General features: G+C 65.4%; 22 protein-coding genes and 1 pseudogene. 5 read left to right on the top strand and 18 right to left on the bottom strand.

Features of this window, described 5'->3' with window-relative positions:
• The first annotated feature begins 281 nt into the window (after nucleotides 1-281).
• Entirely contained in the window at nucleotides 282-1,220 is a 939-nt protein-coding gene (locus tag H3H39_RS25370) for an exopolyphosphatase (protein ID WP_182157181.1), read from the top strand.
• 87 nt (nucleotides 1,221-1,307) lie between these two features.
• Here H3H39_RS25370 and H3H39_RS25365 read toward each other — a convergent pair whose 3' ends face one another.
• Both H3H39_RS25365 and H3H39_RS25360 read right to left on the bottom strand, forming a co-directional pair.
• The gene (locus tag H3H39_RS25365) at nucleotides 1,308-2,561 is read right to left on the bottom strand and encodes a nitronate monooxygenase (protein ID WP_182157180.1); all 1,254 of its coding nucleotides are present in this window, start codon (nucleotides 2,559-2,561) and stop codon (nucleotides 1,308-1,310) included.
• A gap of 150 nt (nucleotides 2,562-2,711) precedes the next feature.
• Entirely contained in the window at nucleotides 2,712-3,197 is a 486-nt protein-coding gene (locus H3H39_RS25360) for a YajQ family cyclic di-GMP-binding protein (RefSeq protein ID WP_182157179.1), read from the bottom strand.
• A gap of 142 nt (nucleotides 3,198-3,339) precedes the next feature.
• On the opposite strand from H3H39_RS25360, the gene murB reads away from it, so the two are divergent.
• Complete coding sequence (gene murB / locus H3H39_RS25355; RefSeq protein ID WP_182157178.1) at nucleotides 3,340-4,368, top strand: UDP-N-acetylmuramate dehydrogenase; 1,029 nt, start codon at nucleotides 3,340-3,342, stop codon at nucleotides 4,366-4,368.
• A 34-nt stretch (nucleotides 4,369-4,402) separates the two neighbouring features.
• On the opposite strand, the gene ppnP is transcribed toward murB, so the two are convergent.
• The 12 genes from ppnP to H3H39_RS25295 form a co-directional block, all read right to left on the bottom strand.
• Nucleotides 4,403-4,717, bottom strand: a complete 315-nt coding sequence (gene ppnP / locus H3H39_RS25350; RefSeq protein ID WP_182157177.1) for a pyrimidine/purine nucleoside phosphorylase — start codon at nucleotides 4,715-4,717, stop codon at nucleotides 4,403-4,405.
• Between the two features lie 13 nt (nucleotides 4,718-4,730).
• Entirely contained in the window at nucleotides 4,731-5,774 is a 1,044-nt protein-coding gene (locus H3H39_RS25345) for a diguanylate cyclase domain-containing protein (protein ID WP_182157176.1), read from the bottom strand.
• A 43-nt stretch (nucleotides 5,775-5,817) separates the two neighbouring features.
• Nucleotides 5,818-6,840, bottom strand: a complete 1,023-nt coding sequence (cheB, locus tag H3H39_RS25340) for a chemotaxis-specific protein-glutamate methyltransferase CheB (RefSeq protein WP_182157175.1) — start codon at nucleotides 6,838-6,840, stop codon at nucleotides 5,818-5,820.
• Entirely contained in the window at nucleotides 6,837-9,185 is a 2,349-nt protein-coding gene (locus tag H3H39_RS25335; protein WP_182157174.1) for a hybrid sensor histidine kinase/response regulator, read from the bottom strand. The genes cheB and H3H39_RS25335 overlap by 4 nt, the downstream gene beginning before the upstream one ends.
• Complete coding sequence (locus H3H39_RS25330) at nucleotides 9,182-9,856, bottom strand: chemotaxis protein CheW (RefSeq protein WP_182157173.1); 675 nt, start codon at nucleotides 9,854-9,856, stop codon at nucleotides 9,182-9,184. Before H3H39_RS25330 ends, H3H39_RS25335 begins: the two co-directional genes overlap by 4 nt.
• Nucleotides 9,857-9,866: 10 nt before the next feature.
• Nucleotides 9,867-11,153 (bottom strand): CheR family methyltransferase, encoded by a 1,287-nt coding sequence (locus H3H39_RS25325; RefSeq protein ID WP_182157172.1) that lies wholly within the window; start codon nucleotides 11,151-11,153, stop codon nucleotides 9,867-9,869.
• Complete coding sequence (locus H3H39_RS25320) at nucleotides 11,150-11,608, bottom strand: chemotaxis protein CheW (protein WP_182157171.1); 459 nt, start codon at nucleotides 11,606-11,608, stop codon at nucleotides 11,150-11,152. Before H3H39_RS25320 ends, H3H39_RS25325 begins: the two co-directional genes overlap by 4 nt.
• 12 nt (nucleotides 11,609-11,620) lie before the next feature.
• Nucleotides 11,621-13,435, bottom strand: a complete 1,815-nt coding sequence (locus H3H39_RS25315) for a methyl-accepting chemotaxis protein (protein WP_182157170.1) — start codon at nucleotides 13,433-13,435, stop codon at nucleotides 11,621-11,623.
• Nucleotides 13,436-13,465: 30 nt separating this feature from the next.
• Nucleotides 13,466-15,277 carry a methyl-accepting chemotaxis protein gene (locus tag H3H39_RS25310; RefSeq protein ID WP_182157169.1) on the bottom strand — a complete coding sequence of 604 codons (1,812 nt, stop codon included), beginning with the start codon at nucleotides 15,275-15,277 and terminating at the stop codon, nucleotides 13,466-13,468.
• Nucleotides 15,278-15,448: 171 nt separating this feature from the next.
• Entirely contained in the window at nucleotides 15,449-16,681 is a 1,233-nt protein-coding gene (locus tag H3H39_RS25305) for an argininosuccinate synthase (protein ID WP_182157168.1), read from the bottom strand.
• Nucleotides 16,682-16,708: 27 nt separating this feature from the next.
• Nucleotides 16,709-17,638, bottom strand: a complete 930-nt coding sequence (gene argF / locus H3H39_RS25300; protein WP_182157167.1) for an ornithine carbamoyltransferase — start codon at nucleotides 17,636-17,638, stop codon at nucleotides 16,709-16,711.
• A gap of 162 nt (nucleotides 17,639-17,800) precedes the next feature.
• Nucleotides 17,801-20,632 (bottom strand): ATP-binding protein, encoded by a 2,832-nt coding sequence (locus H3H39_RS25295; protein WP_182157166.1) that lies wholly within the window; start codon nucleotides 20,630-20,632, stop codon nucleotides 17,801-17,803.
• A 195-nt stretch (nucleotides 20,633-20,827) separates the two neighbouring features.
• Between H3H39_RS25295 and H3H39_RS25290 the strand changes: the two are divergent.
• From H3H39_RS25290 to H3H39_RS25280, 3 genes and pseudogenes are all read left to right on the top strand, one after another.
• A pseudogene (locus tag H3H39_RS25290) lies at nucleotides 20,828-21,074 on the top strand (AbrB/MazE/SpoVT family DNA-binding domain-containing protein); the annotation flags it as partial.
• Nucleotides 21,075-21,201: 127 nt separating this feature from the next.
• Nucleotides 21,202-21,753 (top strand): GNAT family N-acetyltransferase, encoded by a 552-nt coding sequence (locus H3H39_RS25285; RefSeq protein WP_182157165.1) that lies wholly within the window; start codon nucleotides 21,202-21,204, stop codon nucleotides 21,751-21,753.
• Nucleotides 21,754-22,003: 250 nt separating this feature from the next.
• Nucleotides 22,004-22,390 carry a hypothetical protein gene (locus H3H39_RS25280; RefSeq protein ID WP_182157164.1) on the top strand — a complete coding sequence of 129 codons (387 nt, stop codon included), beginning with the start codon at nucleotides 22,004-22,006 and terminating at the stop codon, nucleotides 22,388-22,390.
• A 156-nt stretch (nucleotides 22,391-22,546) separates the two neighbouring features.
• Here the strand turns inward: H3H39_RS25280 and H3H39_RS25275 are convergent, their stop codons facing one another.
• The 4 genes from H3H39_RS25275 to H3H39_RS25260 form a co-directional block, all read right to left on the bottom strand.
• Nucleotides 22,547-23,014 carry a DUF3761 domain-containing protein gene (locus H3H39_RS25275; protein WP_182157163.1) on the bottom strand — a complete coding sequence of 156 codons (468 nt, stop codon included), beginning with the start codon at nucleotides 23,012-23,014 and terminating at the stop codon, nucleotides 22,547-22,549.
• Nucleotides 23,015-23,138: 124 nt separating this feature from the next.
• Nucleotides 23,139-24,047 carry a ribosome small subunit-dependent GTPase A gene (gene rsgA, locus H3H39_RS25270; RefSeq protein WP_182157162.1) on the bottom strand — a complete coding sequence of 303 codons (909 nt, stop codon included), beginning with the start codon at nucleotides 24,045-24,047 and terminating at the stop codon, nucleotides 23,139-23,141.
• Nucleotides 24,044-24,406: a 4a-hydroxytetrahydrobiopterin dehydratase gene (locus H3H39_RS25265; protein WP_182157161.1), complete on the bottom strand. Its 363-nt coding sequence runs from the start codon at nucleotides 24,404-24,406 to the stop codon at nucleotides 24,044-24,046. Before H3H39_RS25265 ends, rsgA begins: the two co-directional genes overlap by 4 nt.
• A gap of 11 nt (nucleotides 24,407-24,417) precedes the next feature.
• Nucleotides 24,418-25,683 carry a M48 family metallopeptidase gene (locus H3H39_RS25260; protein ID WP_182157160.1) on the bottom strand — a complete coding sequence of 422 codons (1,266 nt, stop codon included), beginning with the start codon at nucleotides 25,681-25,683 and terminating at the stop codon, nucleotides 24,418-24,420.
• Nucleotides 25,684-25,729: the final 46 nt, after the last annotated feature.

The following is a 25,729-nucleotide window of genomic DNA, read 5'->3' as shown; positions in this document are numbered from 1 at the left end:
GAACAGGACCGTGAAACAACTCTGCGCCGATGATAGTGCTGCAACCAGTGTGAAAGTAGGTTATCGTCAAGCTAGTTATCCGAAAAAACCCCGCCGACTCTTGTGTTGGCGGGGTTTTTTTTCGTCTTCAGCCATTGATTTGCCGAGCAAGGCGGGGTTGGCATGACGCTGATGTGATGCAATGCAACGTCTAGCCACAATTGCTGGGCAGGCCGGGCTGAGCGGTTGTATCATGCAGCAGGGCACCGTGGGTGTGCGTACTTTCTACAAAGGGTCATTTCATGTCAGCTGAAGCAAAAAAATTTCGTCTGGTAACCCGTAGCGACTTCGACGGGCTGGTATGCGCCGTGTTGTTGAAACACTTGGACATGATCGATGACATCCTGTTCGTGCATCCCAAGGATATGCAGGACGGGAAGATTGCCATCAGCGCCAACGATATCACCACCAATCTGCCTTTCGTGGCCGGCGTCCACCTGGCGTTCGACCACCACCTGTCCGAGACGATCCGCAACACAGGCGAGCGCCCCAATCATGTGATCCACCCCGAGGCGCCGTCGGCGGCGCGCGTGGTGTACGACTATTACGGCGGCACCAAGGCCTTCCCGGCCAGCTGGGGCGACATGATGGCGGCCGTGGACAAGGGCGACGCGGCCCGCTTCAACGAGCAGGAAGTGCTCAATCCGGAAGGCTGGGACTTGCTCAACTTCCTGATGGACGCGCGTACCGGCCTGGGCCGCTTCCGCGAGTTCCGCATCTCGAACTACAACCTGATGATGGACTTGATCGATTACTGCAAGAACCACACGATAGACCAGATCATGGCGCTGCCCGACGTCAAGGAGCGCAAGGACCTGTACTTCGAGCACAGCGAGAAGTGCAAGCAGCAAATCCGCCGCTGCGCCACCGTACATGGCAACCTGGTGGTGCTGGACTTGCGCAAGGAAGACGTGATTTACGCGGGCAACCGTTTCATCATCTACGCGCTGTTCCCGCAGACGAATATCTCGATCCACGTGCTGTGGGGCCTGAAGAACCAGAACACCGTGTTCGCCACCGGCAAGTCGATCCTGAACCGCACGTCCCGCACCAACATTGGCGCGCTGATGCTGGAATACGGTGGCGGCGGACATGAGAACGCCGGCACCTGCCAGGTCGACAACGAGCGGGCCGACGAGGTACTGGGCGCGCTGACGGCACGCATCAATAAGGACGGCTGAGCGGCCTGACCGCGCTCTAATGCAAAACGGCGCAGCCCGCGAGGACTGCGCCGTTTTCTATTTCCACTTGGAAAATGTCAAGCCCGATTAGAATTCTTTCTCAGGTAAGGCAATTTCATTGTTGACGCTGAACTGATAGTCCTTGAACACATGTTCCGCGCTCAGCAACTGGTACTCGCCGTTCGGCATCTTGTGGGTGGTGTCCTTCAGGCGGTAGGTGTAGTGGCCGCAGGTCCAGCAGTTGAAGTTGCGCATGTGGGTGCACAGACAAGTCTTGTCCATCACCACGATGTTCTTTTCGTCCGGATGGGCCGACACTTCACGGTTGTAGGCGTTGATGTAGGCGCAGTTGCCGGTCGCGTCCAGCAGGTAGCCGTACGATTCGCAGCCGGGACGGATGCCCGAGCCGATGGCTGGGGTGCTCTTGAGCATGCGCATCGGGTAGCCGGTGGGTGAGATGCCGTTGACGATGATGTCGTCCTCGGTGGCCTTGATGTATTCCTGCTTGACCTTGTCCGGCAAGCCGCATTCCTTGGCGATGGTGAAGCGGGTCGCCACTTGCACGCCCGCGCAGCCCGCTTCCAGGAAGCTGACGGCGTCCGAGCCGGTGAAGATGCCGCCGGCCGCGATCAGGGGAATGTCGAGCTGCTCGGTCTTCAGGTAAGCCAGGATCTCGGCCGTGATGGTGTGCAGGTCGTACTCGGCCCAGTCCATGCCGAAGCCCAGGTGGCCGCCGGCCAGCGGGCCTTCGACGATGATGTAGTCGGGCAGGCGGTCCAGCTTGGCGTTCTTGCGCAGGAAGATCTGCAGCGCGCGCACGGACGAGACGATGATGCCCAGCTTGGCGTCACGGAAACGGGGATGGTCGGCCATCAGCGCGAACGAGCCGAAGTGCAGGCCGGCCGACAGCGTGATCCCGTCCACGCCCGCGTCCAGCGCCGCGTTCAGGCGCACGCGTAAGGTTTCGCGCGGACCATTCATGGTCAGCTTTTCCATGCAGTTCACAAAGATCAGGCCGGGACCTTTCTTCGCTTCCATGGTCTTGCCCACGTGCAGGCGCTGGGCCTCGGCCAGGCGGCCCAGGTCGAACTGGACCACGGCCTTGTCCATGTTGTTAATGTTGAACTTGTACAGCTTGGTCTTTTCCTTGACGAAGCTGGTATCGAAGCGGCGGTCGGAGACGTCCTCCACCATCGCGTCCGAAATGTGGCCGATGCCACCGAGGCGGGCCGCCTCCAACGCCAGTTCCGAAGTCGAAATATCGACACCCATTCCGCCGACCATGATGGGCACATACTCGTTTTTGCCAAATCGCAGGCGGAAATCATCAACACGTTTCATTGCTATCCTTAGACTACCGAGGTTGGTCGCTGGGCTGGAGCGCCCAGGGCTGTTGCGGTCGCGCGGCAGTACCGGCATGGAGCTCCATCCATTCTACTCCATGCGTACTACAGCTTTGTGACGGCGCGCGCGGGCGCCGGAAGGCAGGGATCAGTCGCGGAAGTTATTGAACTCGAGCGGCATGTCGGGCACATCCTTGCGTAGCAGGGCCATGGCCGCTTGCAGGTCGTCGCGCTTGGCGCCCGTCACGCGTACCGCTTCACCCTGTATACTAGCCTGCACCTTCATCTTGCTGTCCTTGATGACACGCACGATTTTCTTCGCGGCATCAGATTCAATGCCATTCTTGATCTTGATCACTTGTTTGACCTTGTCGCCGCCGATTTTCTTGATGTCGCCTTCCTCCAGGAAGCGCACGTCTACCTTGCGTTTGGCCAGTTTGTTGGTGAGTACATCGCGCACCTGGCTCAGCTGGAACTCGGAATCGGCGAACGCCGTCAACTCGTTTTCCTTGTGCTCGACGCGCGCGTCGCTGCCCTTGAAGTCGAAACGGGTGGTGATTTCCTTGTTGGATTGCTCGACAGCGTTCTTCACTTCGATCATATCGGCTTCGGAGACTACATCAAACGACGGCATGGTTCATTCCTCAATGGTGTGGCGGGCCGCGGGCGGCCGCAAAGACTGATATTTTAACGGACAAAGTGGGGCGCGCCCCCATACAGGCGGTGGTTTTTTGTCCGTTTCGCTCTATAATCGATCAAATTCTTTGGTTTTCTTCATGCATCCACATCCCGCCCTCCAGCACCAGTTTCCCCTGCAGTCCCTCAACACCTTCCGCATCGCCGCCCGCGCCCAGGCTTACCTGCGCGTGGTCGCGCTGGACCAGTTGCGCGCCGCGCTGGCCGATCCGGCCCTGGCCGCGTTGCCGCGGCTGGTGCTGGGGGGCGGCAGCAACGTGTTGCTGACGGGCGATGTGGCCGGGCTGGTGCTGCACATCGCGCTGGCTGGACGGGAATTGCTGCACAGCGACGCCGGGCACCATTACGTGAAGGCGGCGGCCGGCGAGAACTGGCATGACTTCGTGCAGTGGACGCTGGAGCAGGGCATGGGCGGGCTGGAAAACCTGTCGCTGATTCCCGGTACGGTGGGCGCGGCGCCGATCCAGAATATCGGCGCCTATGGCGCGGAGACCAAAGACCTGTTCCACAGCCTGACGGTGTTCGACCCGGCCACGGGCCAGACCCGCAGCATGGACGCGGCCGCATGCCGCTTCGGCTACCGCGACAGCGTGTTCAAGCATGCGGCGGGGCGGGACTTGATCATCGTGGATGTGACGTTCGCGCTGCCGCGTGCGTGGCAGCCCAATCTGCGCTACGCGGAACTGGCCCAGGCCGTGGCGGAACAAGGCTGGGTGTCGCCCACGGCGCGCCAGGTGGCCGACACCGTGATCGCGATCCGGCGCCGCAAGTTGCCGGACCCGGCCGAGATCGGCAACGCCGGCAGTTTTTTCAAGAATCCCGTGGTCGACGCGGCGCAGTGCGCGGACTTGCTGGTCCGCTTTCCCACGCTGGTGCACCACCGCCAGCCCGACGGCAGCGAGAAGCTGGCGGCCGGCTGGTTGATCGATCAATGCGGCTGGAAAGGGCGCAGCCTGGGGGCGGCCGGCGTGTACGCCAAGCAGGCGCTGGTACTGGTCAACCATGGCGGCGCCACAGGGGCCGACGTGGTGCGGCTGGCGCAGGCGATCCAGGCCGACGTGCAGGCCCGCTATGGGGTGCGGCTGGAGCCGGAGCCCGTGTTCGTGTGACGCTGTGGCCCGGCGTGGGCCGGGCCAGCGACGATCAGCCGAAGTGGCAGACGTAGTCCAGCGTTTCCACCGTTTCGATATCGAAGTGGGTGTTGGCGCCCACCTGGAACTGCTGGCCAGCGCCATAGGTGACCCATTCCGTGGCGCCGGCCTGGCGCACCTTGCACACGCCGCCGATCACTTCCATGGTTTCGGGCGCGCCCGTGTTGAAGGTCAGGCTGGACGGGAAGATTACGCCGATGGTCTTCTTGCTGCCGTCGGCGAACAGCACCGTGTGCGATACGCACTTGCCATCGAAGTAGATATTGGATTTCTTGGTGACGCTGACCTGGTCGAATTGTGCACTCATGTTTCGGACTTCCTTAAACGTTGGGGGAGGTGCCTTGCAGGTCGGCCGCGCTCATGACACGGTTGCGGCCGGCGCGCTTGGCGGCGTACAGGGCCTGGTCGGCCAGCTCCAGCAAACCCTCGACGCTGCCCAGCGGCGACGGCACCACGCAGGCCACACCGGCCGACAGGGTGACGCGGCCGTATTGGGGCGCTTGCGGGCTGGGGATGGCCAGCTGTTCCAGGTGGCGGCGGCATGATTCGGCGACGGTCAGTGCGCCGGTCAAATCCGTTTCGGGCAGGATAATGGCGAATTCTTCGCCGCCGTAGCGCGCGACCAGGTCGGCCGGGCGCTTCAAATGTTCGGTCAGGACAGCGGCCACCTTCTTCAGGCACAAGTCGCCGGCGGGATGGCCATGGCTGTCGTTATAAATCTTGAAGTGGTCCACGTCGCACATCATCAGCGCCACGGGCTGGCGGTCGCGCTGGCTGCGCAGCCACTCCAGCGCCAGGGCCTCGTCGAAGCGGCGCCGGTTGGCGATGCCCGTCAAACCGTCCAGCGCGGCCAGCTTCTGCAGCTCGATATTGGCCGCGGCCAGTTGGCGCTGGCTCTCGCGCAGGAAGCGGAACGCCTGGTCGCGCTGCAGACGGCTGATATAGCCGCTGGCGTGGTAGCGCACACGGGCCTGCAATTCCAGCCGGTCCGGCAGCTTGACCATGTAATCGTTGGCGCCGGTGGTGAAGCTGTGAGCCTTCAGTTTCGGGTCTTCCTTGGCTGACAACACGATCACGGGAACATGGCGCAGCGTGTCGTCCTCGCGGTATTGGCGGATCAGGCTGAAACCGTCGGTGTCGGGCATCACCAGGTCTTGCAGGATCACGGTCGGCTGCAACTGGCGCGCCGTTTCCAGCGCGCGCGCGGCGCTGGTCTCGTGGTGGAATTCCACGTCGGGCTGGTCGCCCAGCATGCGCCGCACGGCTTCCGCGATGATCAGCTGGTCGTCCACCAGCAGCACCCGCACCTTGTAGGCGGTGAGCGCCGGGTCCTGGTCGGCGGGAGGATTTATCAGATCGGACATCGCATATCTCTGGGCTGAACGGGTTGCTGATCGTGGGTGGCGCTTATGGTTTGGCGCCGGTGGTGCTGCGCAACAGCGTGCCGATCCGGTCCAGCGGCAGCACCAGCTGGGCCGCCTCCAGTTCGGCCGCCGCACGCGGCATGCCATACACGGCGCTGCTGGCCTGGTCCTGGGCGATGGTGGCGTGGCCGGCACGGCGCAGGGCCAGCAAGCCTTCGGCGCCATCGCGCCCCATGCCGGTCAGCAGTACGCCAATCGCCGCGCCGCGCCAGTGCTGGGCCACGCAGTGGAAAAACACATCCACCGAGGGCCGGTAGGCATAGTCGCGTGGAGCTGCATCGTACCCCAAGCGTCCATTTTGATCCAGCGTTAAGTGGTCGTTGCTCTTGGCGATGAGCACCGCGCCGGGCTGCAGCTCGTCGCCGTCGGCAATCACCCGCACCGGCATGGCCAGCTGCTCGCCCAGCCATTTGGCGAAGTTGTCGGCGAAATTCTGGTCGATGTGCTGCACCACCACGATGGCGCAGTTGGGGGGCGCCGTCCACCCGGCCAGCATCGCGGCCACGGCCGCCGGGCCGCCCGTGGAGGCGCCGATGGCCACCAGCGTGGTGATGGCGGCCGGCGCGGCCGGCTGGCCGTTGCCGGTTTTCGGCTGCATGGCCTGGCTGCCGCCGCTGTGGCGGATCAGCTTGTCCATGGTGTGGATCTTGGCCAGCAGTTGGGCATCGCCGCCGGCGCCGCCCTGCAGCACGGGGGTGGCCGTGACATCCAGCGCACCCGCGCCCAGCGCGCGGAACACCTGGTTGACGTTGTCCTGTGGCTGGCCCGTCACCACCAGGATGGCGCACGGCGACTGCTCCATGATCTGGCGCGTGGCTTCCACACCGTCGAGCTCCGGCATGTTCAAGTCCATCAGGATCAGGTCGGGACGGTGGGCGGCGCACAGACGCACCGCCTCCAGGCCGGTACGGGCGATCCACAGCACCTGATGTTCGGCCGTGCTGGCCACCACGCGGCGCAGCGCCTCGGCCGCCATCGGCACGTCGTTGGCGATCCCGATTTTCATAGTGACGCCTCCCCGATCAGGTCGGAGACGGCGTCCAGCAGCGTCTCGTCGTGGAAGCTGCCCTTGGTCAGGTAATAGTCGGCGCCGGCCGACAGGCCGCGCGCGCGGTCTTCCGGCCGGTCCTTGTAGGACACGATCATCACCGGCAGCTTGTGCAGGTGGACGTCCTTCTTGATCAGCGTGACCAGCTCGATGCCGTCCATGCGCGGCATGTCGACGTCGGTGATGACCAGGTCGTATTCGCCGCTGCGCACCACGTTCCAGCCGTCGATGCCGTCGATGGCCACGTCCACCAGGAAGCCGCGTCCCAGCAGCAGCTTGCGTTCCATCTCGCGCACGGTGAGCGAATCGTCCACCACCAGGATGCGCTTCATGCGGCGCCGGCCCGCGTGGTCGGTCCGCGCCAGCTGGTGCAGGCCGCCTTCGTGCAGCAGCTTGTCGATCGATAGCAGCAGGTCCGGCACGTCCAGGATCAGCGCCGGCTCGCCGTCGTCGAGCAGGGCGGCGGCCGAGATGTCGCGCATCTTGCCGAAAATGGGATCGATGGCTTGCACGGCCAGGCTTTGTTCGCCACGGATGGCGTCCACCACCAGCGCGTAACGGCGCGCGCCGCCGCCGATGACCACCACCGGCAGGTCCTCGCCGCCCGCTTCCATTTCGCCCAGCTCCAGCACCTGCGCCGCCGACACCAGCCCCAGATGCTCGCCGCCGAAGTCGAAGAACTGCTTGTTTTCCAGTGTGTGGATGGCCGCCGGCGGCACCTTGAGCACGCGTTCGACCTTGACGATGGGAATAGCGTAGGCCTCGCCCTTGATGTCGGTCACCAGCGCGCGCACGATCGATTGCGTGAGCGGCAGCGTGATCGAGGTGTGGAAGCCCTGGCCCAGTTCCGATTCCAGCCTGACGGTGCCATTCTGCTCGCGGATGGTTTCGTGCACGATGTCCAGGCCGACGCCGCGGCCGGAGATCTCGTTGGCGCTTTCCTTGAGGCTGAAGGCGGGCAGGAACAGGAATTCCAGCAGTTCGGACGGCGACAGGGCGGCCGCCATCTGCGGCGCGGCCATCTTGCGGGCGATGACGGTGGCGCGGATCTTTTCCAGGTCCACGCCGCGCCCGTCGTCGTGGATTTCGATGCTGAGCATGCCGGCGCGGTGGCGCGCCTCCAGCACGATGGTGCCCAGGCCGGGCTTGCCGGCGGCGATGCGTTCGGCCGGCGTTTGCATGCCGTGGTCGACGGCGTTGCGCAGGATGTGGTTGAGCGGGCTTTCGATGCGGGCCAGGATGTCGCGGTCCACCAGCGTGTCCTCGCCGACGATTTCCAGGTGCACCTCCTTGCCCATGCCGCGCGCCAGGTCGCGCACCATGCGCGGGAACGCCTGCACACCGTCGCGGAACGGTCGCATGCGCAGCGTGAGCACTTCGTCCACCATGTTCTGCGACACGGCCAGCATGCGCCGCTCGTAGGCTTCGATGTCGGCGATGTGTTCGAGCAGGAATTGCTTGAGCGGGTGGGTCTTTTGCAGCGCCAGCAGCGACTTCTCCTTCAGGCTGGCGTCGGTGCTGTTGGCGATGGCTTCGTGCAGCTGTTCCACCAGCGAGAACAGGCTGCTCTGGTTGCGCTTGAAGCGCTGCAGGTCCTGGATGAAGGGATGCAGCTGGTGCGCGTTGATGCGGGCCTCGCTGGCCAGTGACAGCAGGCGGTCGAAATTCTGGGTTGCCTTGAGCGGGGCGGGCAGTCGCGGGGCGGCGTGGGTGGCGCCATCGTCGGACGCTGCCACGGCCGGGGAGAGCGGGGCGGCTGCGGCGGGAGCCTCCGTTGCGGGAGGCGCGATCACGGCCGCCGGTGCTTCCTGCGTCATCGGCGTCGTTGGCGCGTGCGGCGCCGTCGACGCGACGGTGGCGGCTGGTGCGATGGGCGCAGGCTCCGGCAGGAAGGCGAGGTTGGCGATCAGTTCCATGGTGGTCTGGATCGGCGCGCCGTTGGCGGCCAGCCAGGCGTCGGCGTTGCTGTCGTCGAGCCGCGCGATCTGCAGGATCAGGTCCACCCCGGCCAGCAGCGCGTCGACCCGGTTCGGTGTCAACTGCAACCGGCCCTGCTGGGCGGCCACGAAACTGTCCTCCATGCCGTGCGCCAGTTGCACCACCAGGTCCAGCCCCACGATGGCGGCCGCGCCCTTGATCGAGTGGGCCGCGCGCATCATCGCCTCCAGCGCGCCGGCGTCGCCCTTCAGGCGCTCCGTCGCCAGCAGGCCGTCCGTCAGGATCTGGGTCTGGCTGTCGGCCTCCATGCGGAACAGGTCGCGCATGGAGAACTGGCTCAAATCGCCATGCTGGTCCTGGCTCATCGTAAGGTCCTCGCAAGTTGGTGGCCGATCAGGGCCGCGTCCAGGCAGCCGATGTGCATCTCGGCGTGCGACAGCACACCGGACAGGTAACGCTGCAAGCCCTTGTTGATGGTGGCGGCCGGCGGCTGCACGCTGGCCGATGCGTAGCGCACGATGCCGTGCAGGTCCGCCACCGGCAGCGCGTACGATTGTTCATCCCAGCGCACCACCAGCAGGCGGGCGAAGATGTGGCGGCCGTTGGCTGCCAGGCTTTCCGTTTCGTCGATGCCCAGCAGGGCGGCCAGCGACATGCAGGGGTAGATCGTGCCACCGACATTGACGATGCCGCGCAGTTCGGGCGCGTGACGGTGCGGCAGCCGGTGCGGCGCGGCCTGCGGCGCCACCGATTGCAGGATGGCGGTGGGCAGCGACAGCCATTCGCGGCCGATGCGGAACACCAGGCAGGAGGCGTCGAGCAGGACGCTGTCGTCGTCCACGCGGCGGAAGTGGTCGGCCCATTCGCGTTTGTAACTGTCGCCCACGGCGCGCCGCATGTTGGTCTGGGCCGCGTCGGCATACACGTCGCAATTGCGGCAGTGGATGTGGCGCGCCAGTTTGTCGCAGCTCTGGTCGCCGCTGACGCCGATGCGGTTCCAGCAGTTGACCAGGATAGGGCTGTCCAGTGTCGTCATCGGTTCTCCTTCAGGATGGCTGCTGGCGCTGGTAGACACGCGCCGCGCGTGCCTTCAGCGCGGCGGCAGCCGGGTCGCCGTTGTGTTCGGCCAGCAGGGCCAGGTGGCACAGCGCTTCGTAATGGTCGGGGCGCAGGTAGATGCAGCGCCGCCAGTGCTGTTCCGCCTTGGCCTGCTGGCCCGCCTGCTCGTCCAGCAGGCCGAGGATGAAATAGGCGTCGGCCGCATCGGGCGCTTGCGCCAGGCAGGTCTGGCATGCGCTGGCGGCTTCCTCGAAGTGGCCCTGGTCGGCCAGCTTGCGGGCCTGTTCCAGCAAGGCGGCCGTGGTGGCGGCCGGCGCGGGCACCGTCGTCGTCGTTGTCGCCGCCGCTGTCGTCGCCGCTTTCGTTGCCGTCGCCGCCGGGGCGGCGGGGCGGCTCGTGGCTGGCGGCTTGGCGGTGGCCGGCGTGCGGGCCGTGGTCGCGCGCCGCGCGTGCGTTACCGCCATGCGCGCGGCCGCGCTGGCCGGCGTATCCGGCGCCGCCGCGCCTTCCTTCTTCAAGCCGAAGGCGCGCGGAAACTGCAGCGGTGCGAAGCCGTGCTGGCAGAATGCCGGCACTTCCGCGTAACCGGCGAACAGCAGGCCGTCGTCCGCCAGCAGGGCGCTCAGACGGGTGGCGGCGTCCTGGGTGGTGGGCTTGTCGAAATAGATCAGCAGGTTGCGGCAGAAGATGATGTCGTAGCGCGGCAAACTGCCCGCGTCGAGCGCGAACAGGCTGCCCTGGCGGAAGCGCACCTTGTTGCGTAAGGCGTCGTCGATGCCATACTCCTCGTTCTCGCCAACGCGGGTGAAGTGGCGTTCGCGAAAACGCAGGTCGTCGCTGCGGAAGGCGTTGCGGCCATAGACGCCGGCCTGGGCGCGCGCCACGCAGGCCGGGCTGATGTCCCAGGCGTCGATGGTGTAACGCTGCGGCGGCACGCCGGCGTCGCTGAGCGCCATGGCCATCGAATACGGTTCCTCGCCGCCGGCGCAGGGCACCGACAGGATGCGCGCGATCCGTCCTTCGTCCGCGCCCGACAGGATCGCCTTGACGTGGATAACGGCGGCCTGGAACGCCACCGGGTCGCGGAACAACCACGATTCCGGCACCACCACCAGTTCCACCAGCTGCGTCAGCTCTTCCTGCGACAGGGCGGCCAGATAGGCCTCGCGCTCGGCCACGCCGAGCCGCTCCATGCGGCTGGCCATGGCCCGCTCGGCCACCGCCTTTGTCAGGTTCAGGCCGGTGGCCTGGCGCAGGATGGTCTGCGGGTTCATGGCGCGGCGGCCTCCGGCTGGAACAGGATGGCGCGCAGTGCGGGCGACAGCAATTGGTCCGGCTCCACCAGTTGCACGATGCCGGTGGTGTCGCTGGCCACTTGGCCCAGGAAGGGCGCAGCGCGCACGCCGCTGTCGGCCAGCGCCGCCGGATCCACCTCGGCGATGCCCAACACCCGTTCGGCCAGCAATCCCAGCGCATGGGGGGCGCCGTCCGGCGCGTGGTAGTGGACCAGCAGGATGCGGGTATCGAAATGCTGCTGGCCCGGCGCCATGCCGGCCAGCAGGCTCAAGTCGATCACGGGCACGGACTGGCCGTGGAAATCCATCAGGCCGGCCACGGCTTCCGGCGCCAGTGGCAGCCGCTTGAGTTCGAGCAGCGGCAGCACCCGCACCACGTCGCGCAGGCGCAGCGCGTAGCGGTCGGCGCCGATGTGAAAGAGCAGCTGTTTCATGATCGCGCCACCTTATGCCGCCAGCGTGAAGTTGCCCACGCCGGATTGCAGGTCGCCGGCCGCGTACTGCAACTTGCGCACCGCCTCGCTGGTGGCCTTCAGCGATTCGACGGTCTGCTGGGTGGCGTCGTTGAGCTGGCCCATGGTGCTGGATATCTGCTCGGCGCCCACGGCTTGCGACTGCATGCCCTGCAACACGGCGTCGAACTGGGGCGCCAGCTTTTGCACCTGGTCCATCACGCCCGACAACTGCTCCGTCACCTGGCGCACTTCGCCCACGCTGCGGCGGATCTCTTCGGAGAATTTATCCATGCCCATCACGCTGGCCGAGACGGCCGACTGCATCTCCTTGAGCATCTGTTCGATGTCCCAGGTGGAGACGGAGGTCTGGTCGGCCAGGCGGCGGATTTCGGTGGCCACCACGGAGAAGCCGCGGCCGGCCTCGCCCGCCTTTTCCGCCTCGATGGCCGCGTTCAGCGACAGGATGTTGGTCTGGTCGGCCACCTTGGTGATGGTCACCAGCACGCTGTTGATGTTGCTGGCCTTCTCGGACAGGGCGGCCAGCTTGGCGTTGATGGAGTCGGTGGCGGCCACCATGTGCTGCATGGTGCCGTCCATGCGCTGCAAATTGGCCTGGGCGTCGGCGGTGGCGCTGGTGGTGTAGTCGGCCACGGCGGTGGCTTGCTCCATGGTCTTGAGCAGGGCGCTGGTGTTGGCCGAGATTTCCTTGGTGGTCGACAGGATCTCGACGCTGGTCTGGGCCTGTTCCACGCCCGTCACCTCCTGCTGGCGCGACGAGGCGGCGATTTCCGTGGCCGAACTGGCGACCTGGATGCCGGCCTTCTGCACGTTGTTGATCAAGGCGCGCAGGTTGGCCAGCATGGCGGCCACGCCATGGCCCAGCTGGCCCACGGCGTCCTCGCCGGTCACCGTGACCTGGCCCGTCAGGTCGCCGGCGGCGGCCTTGGATACCACGCCCAGCAGCGCGTCCACCTTGGCGCGCAGGGTGTTGGTGGCGGCCAGTTCGCGCGCCAGGTTATCTTCGATGGCTTGCGCCATGCGGTTGAATTCCTGCGTCACCAGTCCCAGTTCGTCGCGCCCCAGCACGGGCGCACGCGCGCCTGATTCACCGGCCGCGATGCGGCCCACGGCCGCCGTCAACCCGCCCAGTGGCGTGAGCAGGGCGCGCGCCAGCAGCCAGGCCACCAGCATGGAGGACGCCAGGCAGAGCAAGCCGCCCACCGTCAACACCAGCACCATCGTTTGCTGCTGCTGAGCCGCCACTTGCGAGCGCTCTCCCAGCAGGCGCTTTTCCTCGGCGCGGGCGTCGTCGAGCATCGCGTTCAGCCTGGCCGTGAGGGGACTGCCGTGCGCCAGCTCCGGCATGCGCGCAAGGGTGAACGCGGCGTCGGGCCGGTCGCCCAGGCTGCGGCGCCGCTCCAGTTGCGGTTCCAGCACGTCCTTGATCCACGTCCGCAGGCCGGCGTCGAACTGGTCCAGGTGGGAGCGCTGGTTGGGGTTGTCGGCTGTCAGTGTCCGCAGGCGTTGCACGGAGGCGGGCAGGTCGGCCAGTTCCGCGTTGGTGCGCACCAGCCGCTGCTCGGTGCCCGTCAGGTAGTAGCCGCGCGCTTCCACCTGCACTTGCAGCAGGTCCGTGTGCAGCCGGTCCAGCGCCTGCAGTACTTCCATCGAGTGCCGGTCCAGCCGGCTCGCTTCGGACAGGCGCGCGAAATTGATATAGGCCGTGGTCAACAGCACCAGGACGATGGCGAGGATGGCGCCCACGCTGAAAAACAGTTTTTTGCGAACGCTCAGGTTACTCAGCATGGAATGCTCCGGCAGGAAGGGGACGCCACGTCAGGCGGCGACGGTAAAACTGGCGACGCTGGACTGCAGGTCGCCGGCCGCGTACTGCAACTGGCGCACCGCCTCGCTGGTGGCCTTCAGCGATTCGACGGTCTGCTGGGTGGCGTCGTTGAGCTGGCCCATGGTGCTGGAAATCTGCTCGGCGCCCACGGCTTGCGACTGCATGCCCTGCAACACGGCGTCGAACTGGGGCGCCAGCTTTTGCACCTGGTCCATCACGCCCGACAACTGCTCCGTCACCTGGCGCACTTCGCCCACGCTGCGGCGGATCTCCTCGGAGAATTTATCCATGCCCATCACGCTGGCCGAGACGGCCGACTGCATCTCCTTGAGCATCTGTTCGATGTCCCAGGTGGAGACGGAGGTCTGGTCGGCCAGGCGGCGGATCTCGGTGGCCACCACGGAGAAGCCGCGGCCGGCCTCGCCCGCCTTTTCCGCCTCGATGGCCGCGTTCAGCGACAGGATGTTGGTCTGGTCGGCCACCTTGGTGATGGTCACCAGCACGCTGTTGATGTTGCTGGCCTTTTCGGACAGGGCGGCCAGCTTGGCGTTGATGGAGTCGGTGGCGGCCACCATGTGCTGCATGGTGCCATCCATGCGCCGCAAATTGGCCTGGGCGTCGGCGGTGGCGCTGGTGGTGTAGTCGGCCACGGCGGTGGCTTGTTCCATGGTCTTGAGCAGGGCGCTGGTGTTGGCCGAGATTTCCTTGGTGGTCGACAGGATCTCGACGCTGGTCTGGGCCTGTTCCACGCCCGTTGCCTCCTGCTGACGCGACGAGGCGGCGATTTCCGTGGCCGAACTGGCGACCTGGATGCCGGCCTTCTGCACGTTGTTGATCAAGGCGCGCAGGTTGGCCAGCATGGCGGCCACGCCATGGCCCAGCTGGCCCACGGCGTCCTCGCCGGTCACCGTGACCTGGCCCGTCAGGTCGCCGGCGGCGGCCTTGGATACCACGCCCAGCAGCGCGTCCACCTTGGCGCGCAGGGTGTTGGTGGCGGCCAGTTCGCGCGCCAGGTTATCTTCGATGGCTTGCGCCATGCGGTTGAATTCCCGGCCCACTTCGCTGTATTCATCCTTGCCGCTGACGTCGGCGCGCACGCCGGCCTGGCCGGCCGCGATGGCGCTCACGGCCTGTATCAGGCGCGCCAGCGGATCGAGCACGGCGCGCGCCAGCAGCCACGCCACGATGAAGGCGGCGGCCACGCACAGCACGCCGCCGGCCGTCAGGGTCAGCTGCATGTTCTGCTGCAGCTGGGCCGACTGGCGGGCGCGCACGGCCAGCAGCTTTTCCTCCTCGCCGCTGATCTCGGTCAGCAAGCCTTCGATGGCGGTCACGTGGCTCAAGCCGGTGGCGATCAAGGGCGCGATCTGGTTCAGGTCCATGGTCGCGCCGCGCTTGTCGGCCTCGGCGCGGCGTGCCACCACCGGCCGCACCACCTCCGTCAACCAGCCGTCGAACAGCTTGCCCAGTTTGGCGATGCGCTCCTGCTGGGCCGGATTATCGGCCGTCAGTGAGCGCAGCTTGTCGACATGCTGGCGCAACAGCGTTTCGTTGGCCGCGCTGTCGCGAAAACGCTGTTCGCCCGTCAGCAGGTAGCCCCGCTCATTGGCCTGGATTTCCAGCGCCACGATGTCGACCTGGTCGCTTTCATGCAGCACTTCGAGCGTGTGGCGGTCCCATCCGCTCGCTTCGGACAGGCGCTGGAAATTGGCGTAGGAAATGATCAGCAGGATCAGGATCAGGCCCAGGATGGCGGCAAAGGCCAGATACAGTTTGCTTTTGATGCTCAGGTCTTTGGTCACGGTGGCTCCGGTGCGCGGCAGAGGGAAGATGATGGCAATGTAACATTTTGCCGGGCGCGGCGCGAGGGGCGTGTTGCGGCGTAGGCGCGCGCCGCCCCCAAAAAGAAACGGGCCGCTACGAGAGCGGCCCGTGGTGGCGGGAGCGCGTGGCTCCCGCTGCCTGCTGGCGGATTACTGGCCGCGCTTGAGACGGGCGTTGGCGGCGATGCGCATGCGCAGCGCGTTCAGCTTGATGAAGCCGCCGGCGTCGGCCTGGTTGTAGGCGCCGCCGTCTTCGTCGAAGGTGGCGATGTTCATATCAAACAGGGAGTCGGTCTTGGAATCGCGCGACACGACGATCACATTGCCCTTGTACAGCTTGACGCGCACCCAGCCATTGACGGTCGATTGGGTGTGGTCGATCAGGGTCTGCAGCGCCACGCGCTCAGGCGCCCACCAGTAGCCGTTGTAGATCATGGAGGCGTAACGAGGCATCAGGTCGTCCTTCAGGTGCGCCACTTCGCGGTCCAGCGTGATCGATTCGATCGCGCGGTGGGCCTTCAGCATGATGGCGCCGCCCGGCGTTTCATAGCAGCCGCGCGACTTCATGCCGACGTAGCGGTTTTCCACCAGGTCCAGGCGGCCGATGCCATGCTTGCCGCCCAGGCGGTTCAGTTCCGTCAGTACGGCGGCCGGCGACAGGCGCACGCCGTTCAGGGCCACGATGTCGCCCTTTTCGTATTCGATATCCAGGTATTCGGCCGCGTCGGGCGCCGCTTCCGGGCTGACGGTCCAGCGCCACATCGATTCTTCCGCTTCCGCGCTGGGGTTTTCCAGGTGGCGGCCTTCGAACGAGATGTGCAGCAGGTTGGCGTCCATCGAGTAGGGCGCGCCGCCGTTCTTGTGCTTCATGTCGATCTCGATGCCGGCGTCTTCCGCGTATTTCAGCAGCTTCTCGCGCGACAGCAGATCCCATTCACGCCATGGAGCGATGATCTTCACGCCTGGTTTCAGTGCGTAGGCGCCCAGCTCGAAGCGCACCTGGTCGTTGCCCTTGCCGGTGGCGCCGTGCGAGATGGCGTCGGCGCCGGTCTCGTTGGCGATCTCAATCAGGCGCTTGGCGATCAGCGGACGGGCGATCGAGGTGCCCAGCAGGTATTCACCTTCGTACACGGTGTTGGCGCGGAACATGGGGAACACGAAGTCGCGCACGAATTCCTCGCGCACGTCGTTGATGTAGATGTTCTCCGGCTTGATACCGAACTTGAGCGCCTTGGCGCGGGCCGGTTCCAGTTCTTCGCCCTGGCCCAGGTCGGCCGTGAAGGTGACGATTTCACATTGGTAGTTATCCTGCAGCCACTTGAGGATAACGGAGGTATCCAGTCCGCCCGAATAGGCCAGGACCACTTTTTTGATGTCGCTCATTTTCGATTCCAATCTACGGTTCTACGGTTATTCTTTGCTGTCCAGGCGGCCCAGCAGCAGGTATTCGATCAGCGCCTTCTGGATGTGCAGGCGGTTCTCAGCCTCGTCCCACACCACCGACTGCGGGCCGTCGATCACTTCGGCCGCCACTTCCTCGCCGCGGTGGGCCGGCAGGCAGTGCATGAACAGGGCGTCGGGCGCGGCGCGCGCCATCTTGGCGCCATCCACGATCCAGCCGTCGAAGGCGGCGATGCGGGCCGCGTTTTCGGCCTCGTAACCCATGCTGGTCCACACGTCCGTGTTGACCAGGTGCGCGCCCTGGCAGGCGTCGGACGGGTTGGCGAAGAAGGTATAGCGGTCGGTCGACACCAGCGACATGTCCATGTCGTAGCCCTTGGGGGTGGACACGTTGACGTGGAAGCCGAACACTTCGGCCGCCTGCAGCCAGGAGTACAGCATGTTGTTGGCGTCGCCGATCCAGGCCACGGTCTTGCCGGCGATCGGGCCGCGGTGTTCGTAGAAGGTGAAGATGTCGGCGAACACCTGGCACGGGTGGTGTTCGTTGGTCAGGCCGTTAATCACCGGCACGCGCGAATTGGCGGCGAAACGCTCGATGATGTCCTGGCCGAAGGTGCGCACCATGATGATGTCGCACATGCGGCTCATCACCTGGCCGGCGTCTTCCACCGGCTCGCCGCGGCCCAGTTGCGAGTCGCGCGTGTTGAGGTAGATGGCCGCACCGCCCAGCTGGTGCATGCCGGCTTCGAACGAGAGGCGGGTGCGGGTCGAATTTTTCTCGAACACCATCACCAGCGTACGGTCGATCAGGGGATGGTAGATCTCGTAGTTCTTGAATTTCCGTTTGATCAGGTGCGCCCGCTCGATGACGTACTCGTATTCGGCCAGCGTAAAGTCGGAAAACTGCAGATAGTGTTTGATCGGTTTTTGGATAGACATGGTCACAACGAATAGGGGGCGTGGGCGCGTGGCGGTGTGCCCGGGCGGCCAGCATAGCCGATCCATTATAAAGGGAATTTGGTGTAACGGTCTAACGATGGCAGATTATGCTGTCTATACAGGTTCGACCGCTGTCCCGCCCCGTGGTGGCGCGCGGGCAGCTCAATGGTAGATGCGCTGGGCGCTGGCCGCGTCGTGCTGGGGGGCCGTCAGGGGTAAATCGAGGCTGAACACGGTGCCGTCGGCGCCGCTGGCCACGCTGATCTGGCCGCCGAGCAGCGAGGTGACAATGTTGTAACTGATTGACAAGCCCAGGCCGCTGCCGCCCTGGCCCAGTTTGGTGGTGAAGAACGGGTCGAAGATGCGCGACAGGTGCTCGGGCGCGATGCCGTTGCCGTTGTCGCCGAAGGTGACCAGCACCCGGCCCTCGGCCGGGGTGGCCGCGCGCAGCCACATGGCGCCCGTCTGGTCGGGCTTGAACGCGTGCAGCAGGGCGTTGTTGATGAGGTTGGCGATCACCTGGCCGAACGGGCCGGGGTAGCTGTCGAGCGCGATGTGCTCGGCCACGTCCGATGCGATGCCGTGGTTGGAGGCGCGGATGCGGTTCATCATGGTGGCGATCAGCTCGTGCGCGACCTGGTGCAGGTTGAAGGTGCGGCGCTGCTCGGTGGTGCGGTCCACGGCCACCTGCTTGAAGCTGTTGACCAGGTCGGCTGCGCTGGTCAGGCCCCGCATCACCAGCTCCGACGCTTTTTTCGCGTCCGTCACGTAGGCGCCCAGGTCGGAGCGGCGCAGGCCGGGGCCGTTCACGCGGCGCTCCAGCTCCTCCGTCTTCTGGGCCAGGGTGCTGGCGATCAGCAGGCTGTTGCCGATCGGCGTGTTCAGTTCGTGCGCCACACCGGCCATCAAGGAACCCAGCGCGGCCAGCTTTTCCTGTGACAGCAACTGGGCCTGCGCGTCCTTGAGCTGGCGGTAGGCCTGGGCGTTGTCGATGGCGATGGCGCCATACGCGCACAGGGTGCGGAAGATCAATCGTTCCCGTTCGCCGTAGGCGCCTGGGCGCAGCGCCTGCACCGTCATCACACCCAGCGCCCGCTCGCCCACCAGCATGGGCGAGAACAGGGCCGACAGGTTGGTCAGCGTGCCCGGCGTGAACGTGCTGGGGCCTGCGCTGGGCGCGTGTTCCACGTACACTTCGCGCCGTTCGCGCAGGCTGCGCACGGAGTGGGCGTGCGGGTGGTCGAGCGGGATGGTGTTGACGGCCAGCGGCCGGCCCGATTCCACCCCGAACGCGCGGCTCAGCGAGGCGCCGCCCGGATCGGTCAGGTAGATGGCGAAGGTGTCGGCCGGCAGCAGCGCCTGCACATGGCGGTCCAGCGCCTGGAACACGGCCTCCGCATCCAGGTGGGTGGTGATCTCCTGGCCGATGGCTGACAGGCGCTCCAGCGTGTCGCTGGTCTGCTGCAGCACCGCGGCCCGGCGCGCCTCGGAGGCGGCCAGTTCGCGGTGGTGCTGGCCCTCGGCCCGCGCGTGTTCGGTCTGGTGATGCACCTGCATGGCGATGGCGCGGTTGGTGGCCTCCTGGCTGTGGGTCTTGTCGCGCGCGGCGCTGGCCGCCAGCGCCGTCTCGTACGCCTGGGCGTAGTCGCCCACCTGGGCGTACTCGCGCGCCAGCGCGTCGAGCAGGTCGCCAGGCAGGGTGTAGCCTTCGATGGTGGCGGCCACGGCCAGCGCCTGGTGCAGATAGTGCAGGGTGGCGTTGCGCTCGGTCATGCCGTCCGGCGCGGGCAGGTGGTGTTGGCCGTGGATCAGCGCCAGTACCCGCAGCGCGGCGATGTGATGGTACGTGTTGGCCTGCGCGGCGGCCAGCGCCACGGCCTGTTGCGCCATGCCCAGGGCTGCCTCCCCCTGGCCGAGGAAACACAGCGCGTGGGCCTGGCCGCGCCGGGCCACGGTCTGGAAGTCGGCCTGCTGCAGGGCATCGGCCCGTTGTTCGAGCTGGCCGAAGGTCTCCAGCGCCTGTTCGTAGCGGCCTTGGTCGAGCGCCAGTTCACCCCGGTACAGCAGCGCCACCGCGTAGCTGCGCGCGCCCGACAGGGGTGCCAGGATGGTCAGCGCCTCGCGCAGCAATTCCTCGGCCGCGTCCAGCCGGCCCAGGCGGCGCATGGTGTCGGCCGTGTGCATCATGCAGGCGCCCACACTGCGCGGCCAGCCGGTGGGGCGGGCCAGGTCGAGCGCGCACTGCATCCATTCCAGCGCCGCGTGGTGGTCGTTCAGGTTGGTGAAATCCTCGCCGATATTGGTGGCCGCCGTGATGGCGGCGCGCAGCTGGCCCGTGCCCAGGGCCGCCTCGTAGCACTGGATGTGGTGGCTTGCGGCCGTGCCGAACTGGCTCAGCAAGCTGGCCGACAGGCCCTGGAAGTCGCTGATCCAGGCGGCGGCAGCCGGCGCCGCGCCGGCGCCCAGTTGTTCCATGCGCTGGCCCCAGCGTTGTTGGGCGGCGCGGGCATCGTGCAGCACGTCCCAGCGGGCCATGGTGGCCTCCAGCACCGCGGCGCGCAGCGGGTCGCCGGCGCCTTGGGCCGCTTCCAGTCCCAGCTGCAGTTCTTCGTCGCGGCGCTGGTGGTCGCCGCGGTCGATGGCGATCCAGGCCCGCAGCCAGTGGGCGTCGGCGCAACCGGCCAGGTCGTGCAGAGCGCACAGCGTGGCATGGGCGGCGTCGGCCAGGGCGGCCGCGCCATCAAGGTCGCCTTGCAGCCACAGGCTTTCGCCGCGCACCAGCTGCAGCCGGGCCAGTGGGGCGCACGTTTGTTCGGCCGCGGCGCCGGCCAGCAGGGCCTGGGCTTCGTCGCCCAAGGCGGCGGCGCGGGCCGGATCGCGCTGGCGCAGATGCCAGGCCAGCCACAGCAGCGGCGGCAGGCGCGCTTGGCCACGCAGGGGCAGCAGGGCCACTTCCCATTGCGCTACCGCTTCGTCGACCGCGAACATTTCCATCGTTTGCCTCGGACAGGTGGGACCGGCGCCGGCGAACCGGCGAGGATTTATTGCCTCAAAGCATTGTAATACCTCATGACGGCGTTTGCGCGACCGGCGGCGGTGATATTTTTCAATCGCTCAGGCATCGCACTGTGAGGATGCGTAGACGGTGACTTTTTGCGGATCTACAATGTATCGACATTGGGAGGGGCCATGGAATTATCAGTCCAGAAATGGGGAAATAGCGCGGCGGTTCGTTTGCCTGCTGAACTGCCTGGCTTGCTCAAGGTTTCCCTGGGCGACAAACTCAGCGTCAATGTGCTACCCGAGGGCGTTTTATTGAAGGCGGCCAAGCCTTCATATGCGCTGGCCGATTTGGTCGCACAGTGCGACCCGTCCGCGCCGGCGCCATGCCGACATGGCTGCCTGGTCTGACGCCAAGCCAGTGGGGCGTGATGCACGCAAGGCCAAACGTGTCGAGGCGGCGCCGGAATTCGTTGTCGAGGACGCCCTTGCGCGCTTGCGGGCAATTACTGACTAGGTGGTCAAGCATTTCACGCGGGCCGCATCCGTGCTGGCACGCATCTATGAAAAGAATCGCTGTGAATTCATCTAAATCTATATATTCGATACAAACCGAACGACTTATTCTTCGGCCATTTACGCTGGACGATGCCGAGGAGTATTTCCCGCTCGTTTCTCATCCTGATATTTTGCGTCATACCGGGGAACAGCCAGTGGCATCGCTGGACGATGCTCGCCACCTTCTGTTGACTCGGCCGCTGCGTGATTATGCGGTGCATGGATTTGGACGCATGGCCTGTATAGAAAAACAGACCGGGCGTTTGATTGGATTCAGTGGCCTGAAATATCTGGAAGACCTGGAAGAAGTGGACATTGGCTATCGCTTTCTTCCGGAATGCTGGGGCAAGGGCTTTGCGACCGAGAGCGCAGCGGCGCTCATGCGGCAAGGGGTTGGCGCGCACGGTATTCAGCGCATCGTCGGATTGGTGGAGCCCGCCAACATCGCGTCAGCTAGCGTGCTGAAAAAGCTGGGGCTGCGGTTCGAACGAAAAATAGACCTGGACGGAGACGATGCGGGTATGGATTTATACGCCCGTCAGTACCAGGGGAACTGACCCCCAAACCGCCGAGTCGGATTCGATAGGGTACGCATGGTCGGACAGCGGCGCCGCGCTCGCCGGGCCGTCCATTGCAGCTCTCCGCTGTTGACAGTGAATATCAGAAATGGCTATTCTGGCCTTTGCGTTTGCCGGTATTTCCGCGCTGTACGCAAAAGGTTGGCGATGAGCAAGCCATTGTGATGGTCAGCTGGATCGCACCGAATGTCGGATTGCTCCAACAGTCACTTCTACAGGAGGGTGTTCCATGGATGCGCAACAACTTTTTTCGGAATTTCTGGCGTCGGGCCATGGGGCGCAGGCTACCCAGGCGTTGACGGACCAAGGTATCAGCGCGGAGGACGCGCAGCAAATGCTGAGCCACGCGGTCGATACCACCCATGCGCACGTTGAAGAACAGGCCAGCGCGACGGGCGCGCATACGGGGCGGAATTTCTTTGCCGCGTTTGCCGCCGGACTGGTCCGGGGCGACGGGTTTTTCCATTCGCTGGTGGAAGGCGGCGAGGGTATCTTGACCGGTAAAGTGACGGCGGCCTTGGCTGAGCGCATGGGCATCGATCCGTCCATGGCCTCGACGGCGGCCGCAGCGGCGACGCCCTTCATTGCCGCATTTCTGAAGGAAAAGCTCGGCTGAGCATGTCTTCCTGAGCATACTGCGACTGCGGGGGCATACGACGGCTGTAGGGGGCACGCGACTGTGGGGGCAGAGCCGGCATCATGCCAATTTGGCGGGTTGCCGGATCCGCCCCCAACCTTCTTCAACTTCAAACTTGCTTAACCCTTGACGGTGTTACTTGGCGCAGGCCTTGCCGTGGTCGCCGCGGTTGCCTTTTGCTTGCGCGTCCGCTTCGCTCATGTATTCACCGCTCTTGGTCTTGCCGTAGTAGCGGTCACCGGGGCAGTGGTACACCTTCGACGAGGAGTTGACCCAGACCTTGCCCGCGCCGCCACCTGCCGCCGCCTGGGCTGGTGGCGCTGATTTCGCCGGTTTTGCAGCCGCCGCCGCTGGCGCCGCAGCCGGTGCTGGCGCTGCTGCCGGTGCGGATGCCGACGCCGGCGCAGGCGCAGATGCGGCCGCCGCTTTCTTATCCACGCCGCCATGTCCGCGGCAGGCGCCTTTCAAGGTGGCGCCACTGTAGGGCGTGCCATCTTTGCATACGGCGTTGACCGACGCCGCAGCGGCGGGGGCCGCCGTCTGTGCGTGGGCCGAGAATGAGAACGCGGCAACAAGAGCTACTGAAATCAGAATTTTTTTCATGACCAACTCCCCAGCAGACACGAAAATACGTGCGTGTTTCGATAGTATTTCAATTTCGAAACTATTGAAAGAATTTGGTCATGATGCCCGCCAGCGCCCTGTCAAGCGCGCGGGCGCCATGTGGTCAATACAAGGTCTGCGACGATTCGTGCAACAGTTGGCCGTACAGCGTATGCCGCATGCGGGCGATCTTGCCTTCCTCCACAGCGGCCAGCACGGCGCATTGCGGCTCAATCAAGTGCCGGCAGTTGTAGAACTTGCAGTGGCCCAGATAGGGCGCGAAGTCGACGAAAGCCCGCTCAAGCATGCCTTCGCTCAAATGGTATAAACCGAATTCCTGGAAACCGGGCGAGTCGATGATGGCCGAACCCTCGCCCAGCGCCGGCAACTTGTACAGCCGCGTGAAGGTGGTGGTGTGCTTGCCCGTGTCGAGCGCGGCGGAGATTTCGCGCACAGCGATGTCGGCATCCGGCACCAGCAGGTTGATCAGCGACGACTTGCCCATGCCCGACTGGCCGATCAGGATCGACGACTGCCCCGCCAGCAGCGGCGTGAGCATGGCCACCGTTTCCTCGGGCCGGCCCTTGGCCGATACTTCATGCACCGGGTAGCCCAGCGCCGCGTAAGGCTGCAAGCGCGCGCGGGTCTTGGCCAGCGATTCCGTCACATCCGTCTTGTTGAGGATGAGGCGGACCGTGATGCCGGCCGCTTCGGCCGCCACCAGCGCGCGCGACACCAGATCGTCGGTGAAGCCCGGTTCCGTGGCCACCACGATGAACAGCTGGCTCACATTGGCCGCCAGCAGTTTGGACTTGTACTGGTCGGAGCGGTAGAGCAGGGTGTCGCGTTCATCAATGCTGTCGATCACACCCTGGTCGGGCGAAGTCAGCGTGACCTGCACCCGGTCGCCCACGGCCACATTGGTCTTCTTCCCACGGGTGACGCATTGCAGCCGCAAGCCGTCCGCGTCGGCCAGGTAGTGGCGGCCGTGGGCGGCGATGATGGTGGCGCGGACGGTGGTGCCGCGGCTCATGCTGGCACCGCCATGTCCTGAGCCTGCGCCAGGGCGCTGGCCTTGGCCGCGCAAATGAAGTCGTTGTGGGACAGGCCGCCGCGCCCGCCGTTGACGGAATGCGTGTGGTAGCGTACCCGGCAGTTGTTATAGGTCACGGTCAATTCGGGATGATGGTCTTCTTGGTGGCTGATCCAGGCCAGCGCGTTGACGAAGGCCATGGTGCGGTAATAGTCGGCGCATGGGAAGTCGCGGCACAGCCGGCCGTCCTCCAGGCGCCAGCCGGGGATCTGGGCCAGCAGGCCGGTGACGCCGGCCTCGTCCAGCGCGGTCGTGGCGTGGGCGCAGCGTGCCTGCAGCAGGTCGGCGGTGGTGGTCATGGCGCGCTCCATCATGCCGCCAGTTTCAGTTGGCGGATACGCACGCTGGCCGGCGGGTGCGAATCGTAGAAGGCCGAGTGCAGCGGGTCCGGCGTCAGCGTGGAGGCGTTGTCCTCGTACATCTTGACCAGCGCCGTCACCAGGTCGTTGGCGTCGGTGTGGCGGGCCGCGAACGCGTCCGCTTCGAATTCATGCTTGCGCGAGCTGAGCGAGGTCAACGGCCCCAGCAGGAAGGTGAACACGGGCAGCACCAGCATGAACAGCAGCAGCACCATGGCGTCGCTGTTCTGGCCCGGCAGCAGCAGCGGGTCCACGCCCAGGCCCGTGTAGAACCACAGCTGGGTTTTCAGGTAGCCCAGCAGGGCCAGGAAGGCCAGCGACAATGCGAACATGATGGCGATGCGTTTGATGATGTGCTTGAGCTTGAAGTGCCCCAGCTCATGCGCCAGCACCGCTTCGATTTCCTGCGGCGCCAGCCGGGCCAGCAGGGTGTCGAAGAACACGATGCGCTTGTTGGCGCCAAAGCCGGAGAAGTAAGCGTTGCCGTGCGCGCTGCGCTTGGAGCCGTCCATCACGAACAGGCCCTTGGAAGCGAAGCCCACGCGCGCCATCAAGCCTTCGATGCGCGCTTTCAGGGCTTCGTCGGCCAGCGGCGTGAATTTGTTGAACAGCGGTGCGATCACGGTGGGGAACAGCACCATCATCAGCAGCTGGAAGCCGCTCCACACGAACCACGCGTACAGCCACCACAGGCCGCCGGCCTTGTCCATCAAGGTCAGCACCACCCACACCAGCGGCAGGCCGATCACGGCGCCCAGCGCCACGCCCTTGAGCAGGTCGGCGAAGAACAGGCCGGGTGTCATCTTGTTGAAACCGAAACGCTGCTCCATGCCGAATTGCTTGTAGTAGTCGAACGGCAGGTCGATCAGGCCCGTGATGAGGGCGAAGCCGGCCATCAGGGCCAGCTGGTACGTCATGCCGGGGCCGGTGTACTGGTACACGGCCACCGACAGCCACTGCAGGCCGCCCAGCAGGGTGAAGCCGACCAGCACCACCGTGTTGATCAGCAGGCCCAGCAGGCCGAATTTGGTCTTGGCCACCGTGTAATCGGCCGCTTTCTGGTGGGCCGCCAGCGGGATGGTCTGCGCGAATTCGGCCGGCACGGCGGCGCGGTGGCGCAGCACGTGGCGGATATGGCGCGAGGCGAGCCAGAAGCGCACCAGCAGCGTCAAAATGAGGAAGGAGACAAACAAAATCGAAAACGCGAGTGAATACATGCTGGGCCTGTGAGAAAATGGCGGATTGATTTCGCCAAGAGAGAAT

The organism is Rugamonas apoptosis, assembly GCF_014042355.1.
Taxonomy (GTDB): Bacteria; Pseudomonadota; Gammaproteobacteria; order Burkholderiales; family Burkholderiaceae_D; genus Rugamonas; species Rugamonas apoptosis.
The sequence above is the reverse complement of the archived record's forward strand: the minus strand, read 5'-3'. Positions and strand labels throughout refer to the sequence as shown.

Coding starts and splice junctions, on each gene's coding strand:
- H3H39_RS25370 (WP_182157181.1), top strand. CDS start 282: ATGTCAGCTGAAGCAAAAAAATTTCGTCTGGTAACCCGTAGCGACTTC.
- H3H39_RS25365 (WP_182157180.1), bottom strand. CDS start 2,561: ATGAAACGTGTTGATGATTTCCGCCTGCGATTTGGCAAAAACGAGTAT.
- H3H39_RS25360 (WP_182157179.1), bottom strand. CDS start 3,197: ATGCCGTCGTTTGATGTAGTCTCCGAAGCCGATATGATCGAAGTGAAG.
- murB (WP_182157178.1), top strand. CDS start 3,340: ATGCATCCACATCCCGCCCTCCAGCACCAGTTTCCCCTGCAGTCCCTC.
- ppnP (WP_182157177.1), bottom strand. CDS start 4,717: ATGAGTGCACAATTCGACCAGGTCAGCGTCACCAAGAAATCCAATATC.
- H3H39_RS25345 (WP_182157176.1), bottom strand. CDS start 5,774: ATGTCCGATCTGATAAATCCTCCCGCCGACCAGGACCCGGCGCTCACC.
- cheB (WP_182157175.1), bottom strand. CDS start 6,840: ATGAAAATCGGGATCGCCAACGACGTGCCGATGGCGGCCGAGGCGCTG.
- H3H39_RS25335 (WP_182157174.1), bottom strand. CDS start 9,185: ATGAGCCAGGACCAGCATGGCGATTTGAGCCAGTTCTCCATGCGCGAC.
- H3H39_RS25330 (WP_182157173.1), bottom strand. CDS start 9,856: ATGACGACACTGGACAGCCCTATCCTGGTCAACTGCTGGAACCGCATC.
- H3H39_RS25325 (WP_182157172.1), bottom strand. CDS start 11,153: ATGAACCCGCAGACCATCCTGCGCCAGGCCACCGGCCTGAACCTGACA.
- H3H39_RS25320 (WP_182157171.1), bottom strand. CDS start 11,608: ATGAAACAGCTGCTCTTTCACATCGGCGCCGACCGCTACGCGCTGCGC.
- H3H39_RS25315 (WP_182157170.1), bottom strand. CDS start 13,435: ATGCTGAGTAACCTGAGCGTTCGCAAAAAACTGTTTTTCAGCGTGGGC.
- H3H39_RS25305 (WP_182157168.1), bottom strand. CDS start 16,681: ATGAGCGACATCAAAAAAGTGGTCCTGGCCTATTCGGGCGGACTGGAT.
- argF (WP_182157167.1), bottom strand. CDS start 17,638: ATGTCTATCCAAAAACCGATCAAACACTATCTGCAGTTTTCCGACTTT.
- H3H39_RS25295 (WP_182157166.1), bottom strand. CDS start 20,632: ATGGAAATGTTCGCGGTCGACGAAGCGGTAGCGCAATGGGAAGTGGCC.
- H3H39_RS25285 (WP_182157165.1), top strand. CDS start 21,202: ATGAAAAGAATCGCTGTGAATTCATCTAAATCTATATATTCGATACAA.
- H3H39_RS25280 (WP_182157164.1), top strand. CDS start 22,004: ATGGATGCGCAACAACTTTTTTCGGAATTTCTGGCGTCGGGCCATGGG.
- H3H39_RS25275 (WP_182157163.1), bottom strand. CDS start 23,014: ATGAAAAAAATTCTGATTTCAGTAGCTCTTGTTGCCGCGTTCTCATTC.
- rsgA (WP_182157162.1), bottom strand. CDS start 24,047: ATGAGCCGCGGCACCACCGTCCGCGCCACCATCATCGCCGCCCACGGC.
- H3H39_RS25265 (WP_182157161.1), bottom strand. CDS start 24,406: ATGACCACCACCGCCGACCTGCTGCAGGCACGCTGCGCCCACGCCACG.
- H3H39_RS25260 (WP_182157160.1), bottom strand. CDS start 25,683: ATGTATTCACTCGCGTTTTCGATTTTGTTTGTCTCCTTCCTCATTTTG.